Source organism: Halopseudomonas maritima (assembly GCF_021545785.1).
GTDB classification, from domain to species: Bacteria; Pseudomonadota; Gammaproteobacteria; order Pseudomonadales; family Pseudomonadaceae; genus Halopseudomonas; species Halopseudomonas maritima.
Map to the genome: position 1 here is coordinate 1872706 of NZ_CP079801.1, position 15777 is coordinate 1888482.

16 protein-coding genes are annotated in these 15777 nt (G+C 59.9%); 13 read left to right on the forward strand and 3 right to left on the reverse strand.

What is annotated here, in order from left to right; all coding sequences use genetic code 11:
* Positions 1-64: 64 nt before the first annotated feature.
* The 3 genes from codA to codB are packed head-to-tail and all read right to left on the reverse strand — an operon-like array spanning position 65 to position 3341.
* Complete coding sequence (gene codA, locus HV822_RS08595; protein ID WP_238873450.1) at positions 65-1321, reverse strand: cytosine deaminase; 1257 nt, start codon at positions 1319-1321, stop codon at positions 65-67.
* On the reverse strand, positions 1318-2061 hold the full coding sequence (locus tag HV822_RS08600; RefSeq protein WP_238873451.1) for a PucR family transcriptional regulator: 744 nt from the start codon (positions 2059-2061) through the stop codon (positions 1318-1320). Before HV822_RS08600 ends, codA begins: the two co-directional genes overlap by 4 nt.
* Positions 2058-3341, reverse strand: coding sequence for a cytosine permease (gene codB, locus HV822_RS08605; RefSeq protein WP_238873452.1), 1284 nt, complete (start codon positions 3339-3341; stop codon positions 2058-2060). Before codB ends, HV822_RS08600 begins: the two co-directional genes overlap by 4 nt.
* A gap of 605 nt (positions 3342-3946) precedes the next feature.
* Between codB and mnmG the strand changes: the two genes are divergently transcribed.
* The 13 genes from mnmG (at position 3947) to HV822_RS08670 (ending at position 15664) form a co-directional block, all read left to right on the forward strand.
* A complete protein-coding gene (gene mnmG / locus HV822_RS08610; protein WP_238873453.1) occupies positions 3947-5845 on the forward strand; it encodes a tRNA uridine-5-carboxymethylaminomethyl(34) synthesis enzyme MnmG in 1899 nt (632 codons plus the stop codon).
* A 5-nt stretch (positions 5846-5850) separates the two neighbouring features.
* On the forward strand, positions 5851-6486 hold the full coding sequence (gene rsmG, locus HV822_RS08615; protein ID WP_396265129.1) for a 16S rRNA (guanine(527)-N(7))-methyltransferase RsmG: 636 nt from the start codon (positions 5851-5853) through the stop codon (positions 6484-6486).
* A gap of 17 nt (positions 6487-6503) precedes the next feature.
* A complete protein-coding gene (locus tag HV822_RS08620) occupies positions 6504-7307 on the forward strand; it encodes a ParA family protein (protein ID WP_238873455.1) in 804 nt (267 codons plus the stop codon).
* 17 nt (positions 7308-7324) lie between these two features.
* Positions 7325-8185: a ParB/RepB/Spo0J family partition protein gene (locus HV822_RS08625; protein ID WP_238873456.1), complete on the forward strand. Its 861-nt coding sequence runs from the start codon at positions 7325-7327 to the stop codon at positions 8183-8185.
* Positions 8186-8538: 353 nt separating this feature from the next.
* A complete protein-coding gene (locus HV822_RS08630) occupies positions 8539-8937 on the forward strand; it encodes a F0F1 ATP synthase subunit I (protein ID WP_238873457.1) in 399 nt (132 codons plus the stop codon).
* Between the two features lie 17 nt (positions 8938-8954).
* Complete coding sequence (gene atpB / locus HV822_RS08635; protein ID WP_238873458.1) at positions 8955-9830, forward strand: F0F1 ATP synthase subunit A; 876 nt, start codon at positions 8955-8957, stop codon at positions 9828-9830.
* A 70-nt stretch (positions 9831-9900) separates the two neighbouring features.
* Positions 9901-10155 (forward strand): F0F1 ATP synthase subunit C, encoded by a 255-nt coding sequence (gene atpE, locus HV822_RS08640; RefSeq protein WP_083728481.1) that lies wholly within the window; start codon positions 9901-9903, stop codon positions 10153-10155.
* A gap of 63 nt (positions 10156-10218) precedes the next feature.
* Positions 10219-10689 carry a F0F1 ATP synthase subunit B gene (locus tag HV822_RS08645; RefSeq protein WP_083728480.1) on the forward strand — a complete coding sequence of 157 codons (471 nt, stop codon included), beginning with the start codon at positions 10219-10221 and terminating at the stop codon, positions 10687-10689.
* Positions 10690-10700: 11 nt separating this feature from the next.
* Positions 10701-11237, forward strand: coding sequence for a F0F1 ATP synthase subunit delta (locus HV822_RS08650; protein WP_083728479.1), 537 nt, complete (start codon positions 10701-10703; stop codon positions 11235-11237).
* 29 nt (positions 11238-11266) lie between these two features.
* Positions 11267-12811: a F0F1 ATP synthase subunit alpha gene (gene atpA, locus HV822_RS08655; protein ID WP_083728478.1), complete on the forward strand. Its 1545-nt coding sequence runs from the start codon at positions 11267-11269 to the stop codon at positions 12809-12811.
* A gap of 76 nt (positions 12812-12887) precedes the next feature.
* Positions 12888-13751, forward strand: a complete 864-nt coding sequence (atpG, locus tag HV822_RS08660) for a F0F1 ATP synthase subunit gamma (protein WP_083728477.1) — start codon at positions 12888-12890, stop codon at positions 13749-13751.
* A 50-nt stretch (positions 13752-13801) separates the two neighbouring features.
* Positions 13802-15178 (forward strand): F0F1 ATP synthase subunit beta, encoded by a 1377-nt coding sequence (gene atpD / locus HV822_RS08665; RefSeq protein WP_238873459.1) that lies wholly within the window; start codon positions 13802-13804, stop codon positions 15176-15178.
* A 42-nt stretch (positions 15179-15220) separates the two neighbouring features.
* Positions 15221-15664, forward strand: coding sequence for a F0F1 ATP synthase subunit epsilon (locus HV822_RS08670; protein ID WP_238873460.1), 444 nt, complete (start codon positions 15221-15223; stop codon positions 15662-15664).
* Positions 15665-15777 lie beyond the last annotated feature (113 nt).

Below are 15777 nucleotides of genomic sequence, written 5' to 3' on the forward strand. Positions count from 1 at the left end.
AGGGGACACCGCTGGCCTCTGTGTGGCAGAACCGGCCGGTCACCTTAGCACAGCCGACGACCAATCAGCTCCAGCCAGCGACCTCATGCACCGGCGTATCCCGTCGCACCAGGCAGCGGCCATCGCGGACCGAGGCCAACACCGGCGACTGGTTCAACAGCACTTGGTAAGCAGTGCTACCGTTCAGCACCATGCAGCGCGCCGGGTTGCCGACGGCAATCTCGTAGGCCTTGAGATTAAGCGCAGCCGCGCCGTTGTCGGTCACGATTTCCAGCGCGGTCTCAATGCGTTCCATCCCCAGCATATGGCAGGCGTGCAGGCCAACATCCAGGGTACGCAGCAGGTTGCCGTTGCCCATCGGGTACCAGGGGTCGCGGATCGAGTCCTGGCCAAAACAGACCTTGAGGCCGGCATCCAGCAGCTCCGGCACCCGGGTTACGCCACGACGCTTGGGGTAGCCGTCAAAGCGGCCCTGCAGGTGCAGGTTCTCGGTTGGCAGCGCAACAAAGTTAAGGCCCGACTTGCACAGCAGACGGAACAGACGGCTGCAATAGGCATCCTCGTAGGAGTGCATGGCACAGGTGTGGCTGGCGGTCACCCGGCTGCCGTAGTCACGGCTCAAGGCTTCAGCGGCCAGCACCTCCAGAAAACGCGACTGCGGATCGTCGATCTCATCGCAATGCACATCCACCAGACAGTCGTGGCGCTCAGCCAGGTCCATCAACCATTTGACCGACTCCACGCCGTAGTCACGGGTGAACTCAAAGTGGGGGATGCCGCCGATCACATCGGCGCCAATAGCAACCGCCTCGGTCATCAGCTCCTTGCCGCCGGGGAAGGACAGAATGCCCTCCTGCGGAAAGGCGACAATCTGCAGATCGACAAACTCACGCACCCGTTCGCGCACCTCAACCATCGCACGCAGGGCGGTCAGCTGCGGGTCGGTCACGTCCACGTGGGTGCGCACGTACTGGATACCGTGCGCGGCAAACAGTTTGAGCGTTTGCTCGGCACGGCTCACCACATCATCGCGGCTCAACATGGCCTTGCGCTCGCCCCAGCATTCGATGCCCTCAAACAGGGTGCCGCTCTGATTCCAGCGCGGCTCACCGGCGGTCAGTGCGGCGTCCAGGTGAATGTGCGGCTCGACGAAGGGTGGCAGCAGCAGATTGCCGCCGGCATCCAGCTCATCCGCCGCCGCGTTTTGGCTGGCGGGTTGGGCCTCGATGGCAGTGAAGCGTCCGGCCGCCATAGCGACGCGATACAGACCGGGGCAACCGGCCAGGCGGGCATTGACGATGGCAGTGAGGGGCAGGGTCATGGGTGTTCTCCAGAATCAGGGCGTTGGCACAACAGGTGCGCCAGAATCAGGTTATTCAGATCGGCTGGTCTGCGCGGGTCCAGACCGGTAGCGCGAAACAGCTTGTTCAGCCGATAACGCACGGAATTACGGTGGCTACCGAGGCTCGCGGCAGCCGCACTGAGGTTGCCGCCGTGCTGTAGCCAGGCGGCGAGGGTGGGGCCAAGCTCGTGCAGCAATGCTTGATGCTCGGCAAACCAGGGCGCCATAAACGCCTCGCGCTCTGGCAGATCCCCGAGGCGCAGTTGCAGACGCTCGAGCAAGCTACTGACCTGCTGTTCAGCCGCACGCGCGGCCAGTTGTTCGCGGCTGATGATGGCGCGGCTGATCACTTCGGTCACCGTCACCATGGGCAGCGAGTAGGGCTGCTCCAGCAAGGGCAACTGCAATGCATCGGCGCGTTTCAGCAGCGCAGCCGGTAACTGACCTATATAGGCATCACCGGTCAGGATCACCAGACCGGCCACCCCGGTTGCGGCGCCCTCGTGCACCAGCTCAAACAGGTTATCCAGGCTGTGGTGTCGACCGATGCCGGTGATGAACACCAGCTCGCCGCCCTTGATCCAGGGCGTGAACGAGCGGTTTTCCGCCACATAGGGCCAGCGTACCTGACGCCCGGCGCCGGCGAGACCGGCGCGCAGACGAATGGCCCCCAGACCCGGCAGGTCCGGAATATCGGCCGTACACAGCAGCTCACTCATGCGCGGTTGGACAGCGCAACACGGCGTTCACGTACCGGGTTGATCAGCAGCGCCAATACCGCATACGCCAGCGCAGCGGTCAGCACACCCACCAGCGGGGCCACCCAGTTTGAGGTGTAGGCAACCAGCGAGCCGATGGCATAGGCACTCAGCCCCACCCAGTTGAAGGCCGGCAGGGCGGTGGTCGCCAGATCACCGTAGCGCCCGCGCCAGGTCACCAGATAGTTGGCCATGATTACGCCCCCCACCGGCGGGATAAAGGTGCCCAGCAGAATCAGGAAGGGGATCAGCCACTCGTACATGCCCAGTACCGCCAGCAGGGTGCCAATGGCAGCACCGACCAGGGTCACGGTGCGGCGACGCTCGGTGCGCAGCAGGTTGCAGCCGGCCACGGCAAAGTTGTAGACGGTGTTGTCCTGGGTGGTCCACAGGTTGAGGAACAGCATCAACACGCCCAGGGTAGCCAGACCCTGCGCCACCATGATGTCGACGATATCGGCCTGCTGGTACACCAGCGCACCAAAGGCGCCGACCAGGGTCATCAAACCATTACCGACGAAGAAGGCAGCCAAGGTTGCGATAACCGCAGCCTTGCCGGACCTGGCAAAGCGCGTCCAGTTAGTGGCCTGGGTGCCACCGCTGACAAAGGTGCCGAACACCAGAGTAATGGCCGCCGCCACGCTCATCTCGGCGCTCGGATCGATCGCAGCCAGCCCGGCCAGCCCTCCGGCATCGGAGCCGGCAATGCCCAGGCTGACGGCAATAAGGATGATCATCGCCGGTACTGCTACCCGGGACAGCAAGTCGAGCCCGCGATAGCCGATAAAGGCACTGATGCAAAAGCCGAAACCAAATAGCACCATCAACGGCAGGGCCAGACTGTCCGGCAGGCCGGTCATTTTCACCAGCAGCAACGCCATGGTAGCGGTGCCCCAGGCGTACCAGCCAATCTGGGTAAAGCCGAGAATAAAGTCGGACAGCTTGCTGCCCACATCGCCAAAGGCATAGCGGCTCATCAGCGCGGTATTCAGGCCCGAGCGGGCAGCGATAAAGCCCAGCCCCGCAGCGTAGGCACCCAGCAGCAGGTTACCAATCAGCAAAATCCACAGCAGGGTGGAAAACTCGAAGGCAGCTCCCACGCTACCACCGGCCCACATGGTGGCACTGAAAAAGGTAAAACCCAGCAGGACGAAACTCATTGACCACATGCTCTTGCGCGCATGGGGCGGCACCGGGCGCAGGGGGTAATCCTGATCGGCGCTGTCTTGTATTTCACTCATGGCATTGTCTCCGGTTGGCAGCGGTGCATCCACGACGGTGGATACCTGTCCCGGCTAGAGCAACCAGCGTGCCAGCAGGCCTGATAGCGCCCGTTGGGGCCTTTGGAGCGGAGCGTCGACTGTGCAAATTGCACAAACACACCAAAGTACTGCCCCATTGCAGGGCATATGCCAGCGAGAAAACGGGCTGCTACTGCTTCCGCAAGCACTTGCTGAACCCTGTGGAAAACTGCCCCCCAACCCGGTCGATAACCCGGAGGACAAGCCTGGGCATAACCCGCCTGTGGATAAACAGGCCTTTCATCCACAGGATGCACTACCTGCTACACACCCCTAACTGACCGTTTTTTCACAACCTTTCTTTTTTTGCAACACCATGAAAATAAAGGGGTTTACAGGGTTTTCCACAGAATAGGGCGGCCCTATTAACATTAACTTATTCAGTCTTTTTATATATTTTCATCTTTATTCTTTTTAACTCTTTGCCGGGAGAGAAAAGCCGGTTGTACAAAAAATGGTCAGCACGGCTGCAATTTTCTCCCCTTGGCCCTATAATCAGCCCCTTTTTTCTGCGCCGGGGGTACACCCGGCAAACGAGGTGACAGGTGGACTTTCCCAGCCGTTTTGACGTCATTGTGGTCGGTGGTGGCCATGCCGGTACCGAAGCTGCGCTTGCAGCCGCGCGTATGGGCGTGAAGACCCTGCTGCTCAGTCACAACGTCGAGACGCTGGGACAGATGAGCTGCAACCCCGCCATTGGCGGTATCGGCAAGAGCCACCTGGTGAAAGAGATCGACGCGCTGGGCGGCGCCATGGCGCTGGCGACCGACAAAGCCGGTATCCAGTTTCGCGTACTCAACAGCCGCAAGGGCCCGGCGGTACGGGCGACCCGTGCCCAGGCTGACCGTGTGCTGTACAAGGCCGCCATCCGTCACATGCTGGAGAACCAGCCCAATCTGTGGATTTTCCAGCAGGCCTGCGATGACCTGATTGTTGAGCAAGAGCAGGTGCGCGGTGTAGTTACCCAGATGGGCCTGCGTTTTCTCGCCGACAACGTGGTGCTGACCACCGGCACCTTCCTCGGCGGGCTGATTCATATCGGCCTGGACAACTACTCCGGCGGCCGCGCCGGTGATCCGCCGGCCATTGCCCTGGCAAAACGCTTACGTGAATTACCCCTGCGGGTTGATCGCCTGAAGACCGGCACGCCACCGCGTATCGACGGGCGCAGTGTTGATTTCAGCCAGATGACCGTGCAGCCAGGCGATACGCCGATTCCGGTGATGTCGTTCATGGGCAGCGCCGAGCTGCACCCCGAGCAGGTCAACTGCTTCATCACCCACACCAATGAACGTACCCACGACATCATCCGCGAAAACCTCGACCGCTCCCCCATGTATTCCGGGGTCATCGAGGGCATCGGGCCGCGCTACTGCCCCTCGATCGAAGACAAAATTCACCGCTTTGCCGACAAGCAGAGCCACCAGGTGTTTATCGAACCCGAGGGGCTGACCACCCACGAGCTGTATCCCAACGGTATCTCCACCTCGCTGCCGTTCGACGTGCAGCTGCAGATCGTGCAGTCAATCAAGGGCATGGAAAACGCACACATCCTGCGCCCGGGCTATGCCATCGAATACGATTACTTCAACCCGCAGGACCTGAAGTACTCGCTGGAAACCAAGGTGATCGACGGCCTGTTCTTTGCCGGTCAGATCAACGGCACCACCGGTTACGAAGAAGCCGGCGCCCAGGGTCTGCTGGCCGGCCTGAACGCCGCGCGCCGTGCGCAGGAGCTGGATGCCTGGTGTCCGCGCCGTGACGAAGCCTACATCGGGGTACTGGTCGACGACCTGATTACTATGGGCACCCGCGAGCCCTATCGCATGTTTACCTCGCGTGCCGAATACCGCCTGGTACTGCGTGAAGACAACGCCGATCTGCGCCTGACCGAGCAGGGCCGTGAGCTGGGGCTGGTCGACGACGCGCGCTGGGCGGCGTTCAACGCCAAGCGCGAAGCCATCGAGCAGGAAACCCAGCGCCTGCGCAGCACCTGGATACAACCCTCCAGTGCCCACGGCCAGGCCTACAGTGCCCAGTACGGCACGCCGCTGACCCACGAGTACAGCCTGCTCGACTTGCTGCGCCGGCCGGAAGTGGAATACAGCGCGCTGGTCGCCCTGACTGGCGGCAGCGATGTGCAGGCCGATGCAGCCGAACAGGTCGAGATCCAGGCCAAGTACGCCGGTTATATCGAACGCCAGCAGGAAGAGATCGATCGCCTGCGCCAACACGAGCAGACGCGTCTGCCGGAGGATCTGGACTACGCCAGCCTGAACGGTTTGTCCAACGAGATTCGCGGCAAGCTGGCTGATGTGCGACCGCAGACGCTGGGCCAGGCCTCGCGCATTCCGGGCGTGACGCCGGCGGCGGTCAGCCTGTTGCTGATTCACCTGAAAAAACGCAATGCCCTGGGCAGCGGCAGCCTGGCCAGGGAGGCGTGAGCGCGATGGGGCAACACGCAATCGAGCTGGCGCACGGCGCGCGCCAACTGGGCATCGACCTGACGGAAGACCAGCAGGGCCAATTGCTGGCTTACCTGACCTTGCTGAACAAGTGGAACAAGGCCTACAACCTCACCGCGGTGCGCAACCCGGACGAGATGGTCAGCCGTCACTTGCTCGACAGCCTGAGCATCCTGCCCTACATCGAAGGCGAGCGTTGGCTGGATGTCGGCAGCGGTGGCGGCATGCCCGGCGTGATGCTGGCGATCATGTTTCCCGCTCGCCGCTTCACCCTGCTCGACAGCAATGGCAAGAAGACCCGCTTTCTGACCCAGGTAAAAACCGAACTGGGGCTGAGCAATCTGGAGGTGGTCAACAGCCGGGTGGAGGCGTTCAACGTCGAGCAGCCGTTTGACGGCATTACCTCGCGGGCCTTTGCCTCCCTTGCTGATTTCACCCACCTGACCCGCCACCTGGGCAGCCCGGACACACGCTGGCTGGCCATGAAGGGCGTCTATCCGGAAGACGAGCTGGCCGCCATGCCGGTCGACTTCCAGCTCGAGAGCAGTGCACAATTGCAGGTTCCCGGTTGCGTCGGCAGCCGCCATCTGTTGATACTGCGACGGATGAATCAGGGCTGAGATCAAGGGGGTCATACGTGGGCAAGGTGCTGGCAATTGCCAACCAGAAAGGCGGTGTGGGAAAGACCACCACCACGATCAATCTCGCCGCCTCGCTGGCCGCAACCAAGCGCAAGGTGCTGCTGATCGATCTCGACCCCCAGGGCAACGCGACCATGGGCAGCGGCATCGACAAGGCCAACCTGGACAACTCGGTGTATGAGCTGCTGACCGGGCAGTGCGAGTTTGCCGATGCGGTCTGCCGCTCGGAGCACGGCGGCTACGATCTGCTGCCGGCCAACGGCGACCTGACTGCCGCCGAAGTCGAGCTGATCAACATCAAGATGAAAGAGAGCCGGCTGCGCTACGCGCTGGTCAATGCGCGCGAGCACTACGACTTCATCCTGATCGACTGCCCGCCGTCGCTGAACATGCTGACCGTCAACGGCCTGGTGGCCGCCGATGGGGTAATTATTCCGATGCAGTGCGAGTATTACGCGCTGGAAGGTCTGTCGGCACTGGTCAACACCATCAGCCGGATCAGCTCGGTGTTGAATCCGACTCTGCAGATCGAGGGCCTGCTGCGCACCATGTACGACCCGCGCAATAGCCTGACGCTGGATGTATCCGCCCAACTTAGCGCGCATTTTGGCGACAAGCTCTACCAGACTGTGATTCCGCGCAACGTACGGCTGGCCGAGGCGCCCAGCTTCGGCATGCCGGCACTGGCCTACGACAAGCAGTCGCGCGGCGCCGTTGCCTATCTGGCACTGGCCGGCGAAGTGGTACGCCGCAGCAAAAAGGCAGCCAAGGCGGCTGCCGTTACCGATTTGAACGATTGACGACAAGGACAACCAGCATGGCGGGCAAGAAGCGCGGCTTGGGACGGGGACTGGACGCACTGCTGAGTGCAGGCGCCGGCGCGGCCAGCGAGAACGACAGCCAGGATCAGATCCTCAAGGAACTGCCGGTAGATCTGGTCCAGCGCGGCAAGTATCAGCCCCGCCGGGACATGGACCCGCAGGCGCTGGAGGAACTCGCTGAGTCGATTCGTGCCCAGGGCGTGATGCAGCCCATCGTTGTGCGCCCGATCAGCGAAGGCCGTTACGAGATCATCGCCGGTGAGCGCCGCTGGCGCGCCAGCCAGCTGGCCGGCCTGGACAGTATTCCGGCAGTCATCCGCGAAGTGCCGGATGAAGCTGCCATCGCCATGGCGCTGATCGAGAACATCCAGCGCGAAGACCTCAACCCGATCGAGGAAGCCATCGCCCTGCAGCGGCTGCAGCAGGAGTTTGAACTGACCCAGCAGCAGGTGGCTGACGCCGTCGGCAAATCGCGGGTCAGCATCACCAATCTGCTGCGCCTGATGAGCCTGCCGGAAGACGTCAAGCTGATGCTTGAGCGCGGCGACCTGGAAATGGGCCATGCTCGTGCATTGCTCGGCCTGCCGGCCGAGCAGCAGACCACCGCAGCACGGCAGGTTGTCGCCAAAGGGCTGACCGTTCGTCAGACCGAAGCGCTGGTGCGCCAGTGGCTAAACCCCAGAAGGGATGCGACACAACAGCGCACCAACCCCGACGTGGAGCGTCTGCAACAGGACCTGGGCGAACGTCTGGGGGCCGATGTGAAGTTGCAGCATGGTGCCCGCGGTAAGGGCCGGCTGGTCATCAGCTACAGCTCGCTTGACGAGCTTGATGGCATTCTCGAGCACATCCGCTAAGCTCTTGCGAACGCGCAAGCGGCGTCACTGCTGGCCTGACAAGGCTTTGCCAATTATTACAAAAGATGACCGCCAGGCGGCCCATCCGGTGTTTTGACCACAACATGTAGTGCCTGATCCCAAGGCACAACCAAAGCAGCCGGGGATGCCACGCAGATCAGGCAGCATGCGCCCTCGCGCCATGTAGTGCCGCGCCTGTTTGGTTGCTACTGACAGGGCTAACACATATAATCACCGGCGCTTTAGGGGGCGGCCACACGAATCCCCGCGCCAGGTGCGCGCGCGTTGAGGTGGCCGGATAGCCCGGTAATTTGTGTCACGCATGCACCACCGGCAGGGGTGAACGAGTACAGATGACGACAATGAAGACCAATGCCATTCGTCGTCCCCCGCTGCTCAAGTGGTTCGCGTTTCAGGCTGTCGTTGTGATGTTGATGGGGGCGCTCTTCTGGATTAAAAGCCCCGTGGCGGCATACTCCGCCCTGGTGGGAGGGCTTATTTTCCTCTTGCCCAATGTGTATTTCGCGCTCAAGGCTTTCAGGTACACCGGGGCGCGCGCTGCAAAGCAGATAATGGATTCTTTTTACAAGGGTGAGGCCGGCAAGCTCATCCTTTGCGCTGTCCTCTTTGCGATAGCGTTCAAAAGTATTAAGCCGATTGATGTATCGGCACTGTTTCTTACATTTGCGATCATGCTGGTCACGAACTGGCTAACACCTGCGGTAATGGGTGGAAAAACGCAGCACAGCTAAAGGACCTGAGGAACGTTATGGCAGGCGCTACCGCATCAGATTACATTAAGCACCACCTTCAGAACCTGACCTACGGGAAACTCCCGGCCGGTTATGAGCGTACCGATGGTACTGTTCTGAGTCAGGACACCTGGACCATGGCTCACGGCGCTCAGGAAGCGTCCGACATGGGCTTCATGGCTATTCACGTAGACACCATCGGCTGGTCCCTGTTCCTCGGTGCGCTGTTCTTGTTCATCTTCCGCATGGCGGCCAAGAAAGCCACCTCCGGTGTGCCCGGCGGCCTGCAGAACTTCGTTGAAATGATGGTCGAGTTTGTCGATCAGAGCGTCAAGGAAACCTTCCACGGTCGCAACAAGGTGATCGCACCGCTGTCGCTGACCATCTTCTGCTGGGTCTTCCTGATGAACTTCATGGACTTGATCCCCGTCGACTTCCTGCCGCAGCTGTTCAGCATGGCCGGTGTCGAATACATGAAGGTCGTACCCACTACTGACGTCAACGCGACGCTGGGCATGTCCCTGTCGGTCTTCGCGCTGATCATCTTCTACAGCATCAAGGTCAAGGGCGTTGGCGGCTTCCTCGGTGAGCTGACCCTGCACCCCTTCTCCTCCAGCAACATTTTCCTGAAGGTCCTTCTGATCCCGGTCAACCTGCTGCTTGAAGGCGTCAGCCTGCTGGCCAAACCGGTCTCTCTCGCCCTGCGTCTGTTCGGTAACCTGTACGCCGGCGAGCTGATCTTCATCCTGATCGCTCTGCTGCCCTTCTGGGCTCAGTGGGCGCTGTCCGTGCCGTGGGCTATCTTCCACATTCTGATCATCACGCTGCAGGCATTCATCTTCATGATGCTGACCATCGTGTACCTCAGCATGGCGCACGAAGACAGTCACTGATCAGGCGATAACGATTTAGTTCTACCCGAAAACCCATAACTTGCAATTAACTGAAAACTGGGAGCTTTAAATGGAAACTGTAGTTGGAATGACCGCGATTGCCGTAGCACTGCTGATTGGCCTGGGCGCACTGGGCACTGCAATTGGCTTTGGTATCCTGGGTGGCAAATTCCTGGAAGGCGCAGCGCGTCAGCCTGAAATGATCCCCGCCCTGCAGGTGAAAATGTTCATCGTCGCCGGTCTGCTCGACGCCGTAACCATGATCGGTGTTGGTATCGCTCTGTTCTTCACCTTTGCCAACCCCTTCATTGCCCAAGTTGCTTAATGCAGTCGCCGGTAACGGCGACTCCAACTTGATGGTTTTGAATAACAGGCAAGAGGTGAAGACGTGAACATCAATTTGACGATACTCGGTCAAGCGATCGCGTTCTTCATCTTCGTGGTGTTCTGCATGAAGTACGTGTGGCCTCCGGTCATCGCTGCTCTGCAGGAGCGCCAGAAGAAGATCGCAGACGGCCTTGCAGCCTCTGATCGCGCCGCCAAGGACCTGGAACTGACACAAGAGAAGTCAGCCCAGGAACTGCGTCAGGCAAAAGAGCAGGCCGCAGCACTGATTGAGCAAGCTAACAAGCGTGCCAACCAGATTGTTGAAGGCTCCAAAGAAGACGCTCGTAAAGAAGGCGAGAAGATTCTGGCTCAGGCCCAGGCGGAAATCGAACAGCAGCGCATCAAGGCCAGAGACGCTCTGCGCGCCGAAATCGCTGCCATCGCAGTGGCTGGCGCCGAGAAGATTCTGGAAACTTCTGTCGACGCTGACAAGCACGGTGACATGCTGAACAAGCTGGTAGCCGAACTCTAAGCGAGGTCATCATGGCAGAACTGATTACGCTGGCCCGCCCCTACGCCAAAGCGGCATTTGAGCGGGCAAAAGCCCAACAGGCGCTGGCCGAATGGGCCGAGGTGCTGAACGCTGCTGGCCAGGTGGCCGCAGACGAGGCAACTCGCCAGCTGCTGACCGATCCGGGTCTGGCGGAACAGAAGAAAGCCGAGGTCATCCTCGAGTGCACCGGTCAATCGGTGTCCGAGGAGCAACGCAACTTTCTGATGATCCTCGCCGATAACCGCAGGCTTGCCCTGCTGCCCGAGATCGCGACGCTATTCAACAGCTTCCGAGCTGAACTTGAGCGCACCATCGACATCAACGTCAGTTCGGCTTTCGAGCTGACTGATGCACAGCAGCAGCAGCTTGCTCAGGCGCTGTCCAAAAAGCTCGATCGCAATGTGCGCATCGACGCGACGCTGGACAAGTCACTGATTGGTGGACTGGTTGTTCGCACCGGCGACCTGGTCATCGACGCCTCCGTGCGCGGAAAGCTGACCAAACTGGCCGAGTCGTTGGGCTCCTGATTTCAGCATAAGGTTTTGAGGATAAAGGCATGCAACAACTGAATCCATCAGAGATCAGTGACATCATCAAGAAGCGGATCGAGCAGCTCGATATCTCTTCTCAAGCACGCAACGAAGGTACGATTCTTTCCGTATCTGACGGTATCGTGCGGATTCACGGTCTCGCCGATGTAATGTACGGGGAAATGCTCGAGTTTCCCGAAGGCGTCTTTGGTATGGCACTCAACCTGGAGCAAGACTCCGTTGGTGCGGTAATCCTGGGCGACTACCTGGGTCTGGCCGAAGGCATGACCGTCAAGTGCACCGGTCGCATCCTGGAAGTGCCGGTTGGTCCGGAACTGCTGGGTCGCGTTGTTAACGCACTGGGCGCGCCGATCGACGGCAAGGGCGACATCAACGCCAACGCTACCGACGCGGTAGAAAAGGTTGCGCCGGGCGTGATCTGGCGTAAGTCGGTCGACCAGCCCATCCAGACTGGCTACAAGGCCGTCGACGCGATGGTTCCGGTAGGTCGTGGTCAGCGTGAGCTGATCATCGGTGACCGCCAGACTGGTAAGACCGCCATGGCCGTTGACGCCATCATCAACCAGAAAGGTTCCGGCGTTAAGTGTGTCTACGTCGCTGTTGGTCAGAAGCAATCGACCATCGCCAACGTGGTACGCAAGCTGGAAGAGCACGATGCCATGGGTCACACCGTGATCGTTGCCGCTTCTGCTTCTGACCCGGCTGCCCTGCAGTTCCTGGCGCCCTACGCCGGCTGCACCATGGGTGAATACTTCCGCGACCGCGGCGAAGACGCTCTGATCATCTATGATGACCTGTCCAAGCAAGCCGTTGCCTACCGTCAGATCTCCCTGCTGCTGCGCCGCCCGCCGGGCCGTGAAGCTTACCCGGGTGACGTGTTCTATCTCCACAGCCGTCTGCTGGAGCGCGCTTCCCGCGTTTCCGAAGAGTACGTCGAGAAGTTCACCAACGGTGCCGTAACTGGCAAGACTGGCTCGCTGACCGCTCTGCCGATCATCGAAACCCAGGCTGGCGACGTGTCCGCGTTCGTACCGACCAACGTGATTTCCATCACCGACGGTCAGATCTTCCTGGAGTCCAACCTGTTCAACTCGGGTGTCCGTCCGGCCGTTAACGCCGGTGTATCGGTATCCCGTGTAGGTGGTGCTGCGCAGACCAAGATCATCAAGAAGCTGTCCGGTGGTATCCGTACCGCACTGGCACAGTACCGTGAGCTGGCTGCATTCGCCCAGTTCGCCTCTGATCTGGACGAAGCCACCCGTAAGCAGCTGGAGCACGGTCAGCGTGTTACCGAGCTGATGAAACAGGACCAGTACGCGCCGATGTCCATCGCCGAGATGGGTGTCAGCCTGTTCGCAGCCGAGAAGGGCTTCCTGTCCGACGTCGAGCAGAACAAGGTCGGTGCTTTCGAGAAAGCCATGATTGCCTACTTCAAATCTGAGCACGCAGACCTGCTTGCCAAGATCAACGAAAAGGGCGATTACAACGACGATATCGAAGCAGGCATCAAAGCCGGCATCGAGAAGTTCAAGGCGACCCAGAGCTGGTAAGCCGACGGCGGGGCGCAGCGTGAGCTGAGCCCCGCTTCGCGCGATCCGGCCAAGGGCAAACCTGGAAAGGTGTGACATGGCAGGCGCAAAAGAGATTCGCGGCAAGATCGCGAGTATTAAAAGTACGCAGAAGATCACCAGCGCCATGGAAAAGGTGGCGGTCAGCAAGATGCGCAAGGCACAACAGCGCATGACGGCCAGCCGCCCGTACGCTGAGCGTATCCAGCAGGTGATCGGTCATTTGGCCAACGCCAACCCCGAGTACCGCCACGCGTTCATGCAAGAGCGTGAAGTCAAGCGTGTCGGTTACATCGTGGTGAGCACGGATCGCGGTCTGTGCGGCGGCCTGAACACTAACCTGTTCAAGGCTCTGGTCAACAGCATGAAAGAATGGCGTGACCGTAACGTCGAAACCGAACTCTGTGTTATCGGCAGCAAGGGCGCTTCCTTCTTCCGTAGCTACGGTGGCAACGTTGTCGCCGCGATCAGCAACCTGGGCGAAAAGCCTGCGTTGAACGACCTGATCGGTAGCGTCAAAGTGATGCTGGACGGCTACAACGAAGGACGCATCGACCGTCTGTACCTGGTCTCCAACGGCTTCGTCAATACCATGGTTCAGCAGCCCAAAGTGGAACAGATGATTCCGCTGGTGCCTTCCGAAGACGAAGGCGCACAGAAAGGCAGCTGGGACTATCTGTACGAGCCCGATGCCCGGGAACTGCTTGATGGACTGCTGGTGCGGTACATCGAGTCCCAGGTCTACCAGGCTGTGGTCGAAAACAATGCCTGTGAACAGGCAGCCCGGATGATCGCGATGAAGAACGCGACTGACAACGCCGGTGAGCTCATCAACAATCTGCAGCTCATCTACAACAAGGCTCGTCAGGCAGCGATCACGCAGGAAATTTCGGAAATCGTCGGCGGCGCCGCCGCGGTTTGAGGCGACCCGGTTTAACCGGAACGGTTTCAACCATTTAGAGGAACCAACAAATGAGTAGCGGACGTATCGTTCAAATCATCGGCGCTGTCATCGACGTGGAATTCCCGCGCGAAGACGTGCCGAAGGTATATGACGCGCTGCAGGTGACTGACAAGGGTCTGACCCTGGAAGTCCAGCAGCAACTGGGTGATGGCATCGTACGTACCATCGCCATGGGTACCACTGAAGGTGTCAAGCGCGGTCTGACCGTGTCCAACACCGGTGCAGCCATCTCCGTGCCGGTCGGGGTCAAGACCCTGGGCCGTATCATGGACGTGCTGGGTAACCCGATTGACGAAGCTGGCCCGATTGGCGAAGAAGAGCGCTGGGGTATCCACCGCGCCGCTCCGAGCTACGACGAGCAAGCTGGCTCCAACGAGCTGCTGGAAACCGGCATCAAGGTTATCGACCTGGTTTGCCCGTTTGCCAAGGGCGGTAAGGTTGGTCTGTTCGGTGGTGCCGGTGTAGGCAAGACCGTAAACATGATGGAGCTGATCCGTAACATCGCGATCGAGCACAGCGGTTACTCTGTATTCGCCGGTGTTGGTGAGCGTACTCGTGAAGGTAACGACTTCTATCACGAGATGAAGGACTCCAACGTACTGGACAAGGTAGCCCTGGTATACGGCCAGATGAACGAGCCGCCGGGTAACCGTCTGCGCGTTGCACTGACCGGCCTGACCATGGCCGAGAAGTTCCGTGACGAAGGTCGTGACGTTCTGCTGTTCATCGACAACATCTACCGTTACACCCTGGCCGGTACCGAAGTATCCGCACTGCTGGGTCGTATGCCGTCTGCGGTAGGTTACCAGCCGACTCTGGCTGAAGAGATGGGCGTTCTGCAGGAGCGTATTACCTCCACCAAGACCGGTTCCATCACCTCCATTCAGGCTGTATACGTTCCCGCGGACGACCTGACTGACCCGTCTCCGGCAACTACCTTCGCGCACCTTGATGCGACTGTAGTATTGTCCCGTGACATCGCGTCTTTGGGTATCTACCCGGCTGTAGACCCGCTGGATTCCACCTCTCGTCAGCTGGATCCGCTGGTTATCGGTCAAGAGCACTACGACGTAGCTCGTGGCGTTCAGTATGTTCTGCAGCGCTACAAGGAGCTGAAGGACATCATCGCGATTCTGGGTATGGACGAGCTGTCTGAAGAAGACAAGCAACTGGTAGCCCGTGCTCGTAAGATCCAGCGCTTCCTGTCCCAGCCGTTCTTCGTTGCTGAAGTATTTACCGGTGCACCCGGCAAGTACGTCCCGCTGAAAGAAACCATTCGTGCCTTCGGCGGCATCCTCAAGGGTGAGTTCGACCACCTGCCTGAGCAGGCCTTCTACATGGTTGGTACCATCGACGAAGCGATCGAGAAAGCGAAGAAACTGTAATGGGTGCGCCCCCGCAAGGGGGCGCTGAACCGAGGCGATACAATGGCTATGACAGTGCACTGCGATATCGTAAGCGCGGAAGAAGAGCTGTTCTCAGGTCTGGTTGAACGCGTCATTGCACACGGCAACCTAGGTGATCTGGGCATCATGCCCGGTCACGCGCCGCTGCTGACCGACCTCAAGCCGGGCCCGGTTCGGGTGATCAAGCAGGATGGCAGCGAAGAGGTGTTCTACATCTCTGGCGGCTTCCTGGAAGTTCAGCCGAAAGTGGTCAAGGTGCTCGCTGACACGGCTATCCGTGCTGGTGACATCGACGAGGCAGCCGCTCTGGAAGCAAAGAAAGCCGCAGAACTCGCCCTCAGCGAGAAAGGTGCAGAATTCGACTACGGTTCGGCTTCTGCCCGTCTTGCCGAGGCCGCGGCCCAATTGCGGACCGTGCAGGAACTGCGCAAGAAGTACGGCGGACCGGCGCTTAATAACCGGTAAGTCGAAAAAAGGCAGCTTAGGCTGCCTTTTTTATTGGCGCGCTAAAGCGCACCAGGCTTGAAGCTGAAAGCTATAGGCTGGAAGCCGTATTCCGCGGCAGGTTGCCGTTACCG

What these genes read in the sequence shown, in the direction of transcription:
- codA (WP_238873450.1), bottom strand. Translation starts at nt 1,321, where the DNA reads ATGACCCTGCCCCTCACTGCCATCGTCAATGCCCGCCTGGCCGGTTGC.
- HV822_RS08600 (WP_238873451.1), bottom strand. Translation starts at nt 2,061, where the DNA reads ATGAGTGAGCTGCTGTGTACGGCCGATATTCCGGACCTGCCGGGTCTG.
- codB (WP_238873452.1), bottom strand. Translation starts at nt 3,341, where the DNA reads ATGAGTGAAATACAAGACAGCGCCGATCAGGATTACCCCCTGCGCCCG.
- rsmG (WP_396265129.1), top strand. Translation starts at nt 5,851, where the DNA reads ATGGGGCAACACGCAATCGAGCTGGCGCACGGCGCGCGCCAACTGGGC.
- HV822_RS08625 (WP_238873456.1), top strand. Translation starts at nt 7,325, where the DNA reads ATGGCGGGCAAGAAGCGCGGCTTGGGACGGGGACTGGACGCACTGCTG.
- HV822_RS08630 (WP_238873457.1), top strand. Translation starts at nt 8,539, where the DNA reads ATGACGACAATGAAGACCAATGCCATTCGTCGTCCCCCGCTGCTCAAG.
- atpB (WP_238873458.1), top strand. Translation starts at nt 8,955, where the DNA reads ATGGCAGGCGCTACCGCATCAGATTACATTAAGCACCACCTTCAGAAC.
- atpE (WP_083728481.1), top strand. Translation starts at nt 9,901, where the DNA reads ATGGAAACTGTAGTTGGAATGACCGCGATTGCCGTAGCACTGCTGATT.
- HV822_RS08650 (WP_083728479.1), top strand. Translation starts at nt 10,701, where the DNA reads ATGGCAGAACTGATTACGCTGGCCCGCCCCTACGCCAAAGCGGCATTT.
- atpA (WP_083728478.1), top strand. Translation starts at nt 11,267, where the DNA reads ATGCAACAACTGAATCCATCAGAGATCAGTGACATCATCAAGAAGCGG.
- atpG (WP_083728477.1), top strand. Translation starts at nt 12,888, where the DNA reads ATGGCAGGCGCAAAAGAGATTCGCGGCAAGATCGCGAGTATTAAAAGT.
- atpD (WP_238873459.1), top strand. Translation starts at nt 13,802, where the DNA reads ATGAGTAGCGGACGTATCGTTCAAATCATCGGCGCTGTCATCGACGTG.
- HV822_RS08670 (WP_238873460.1), top strand. Translation starts at nt 15,221, where the DNA reads ATGGCTATGACAGTGCACTGCGATATCGTAAGCGCGGAAGAAGAGCTG.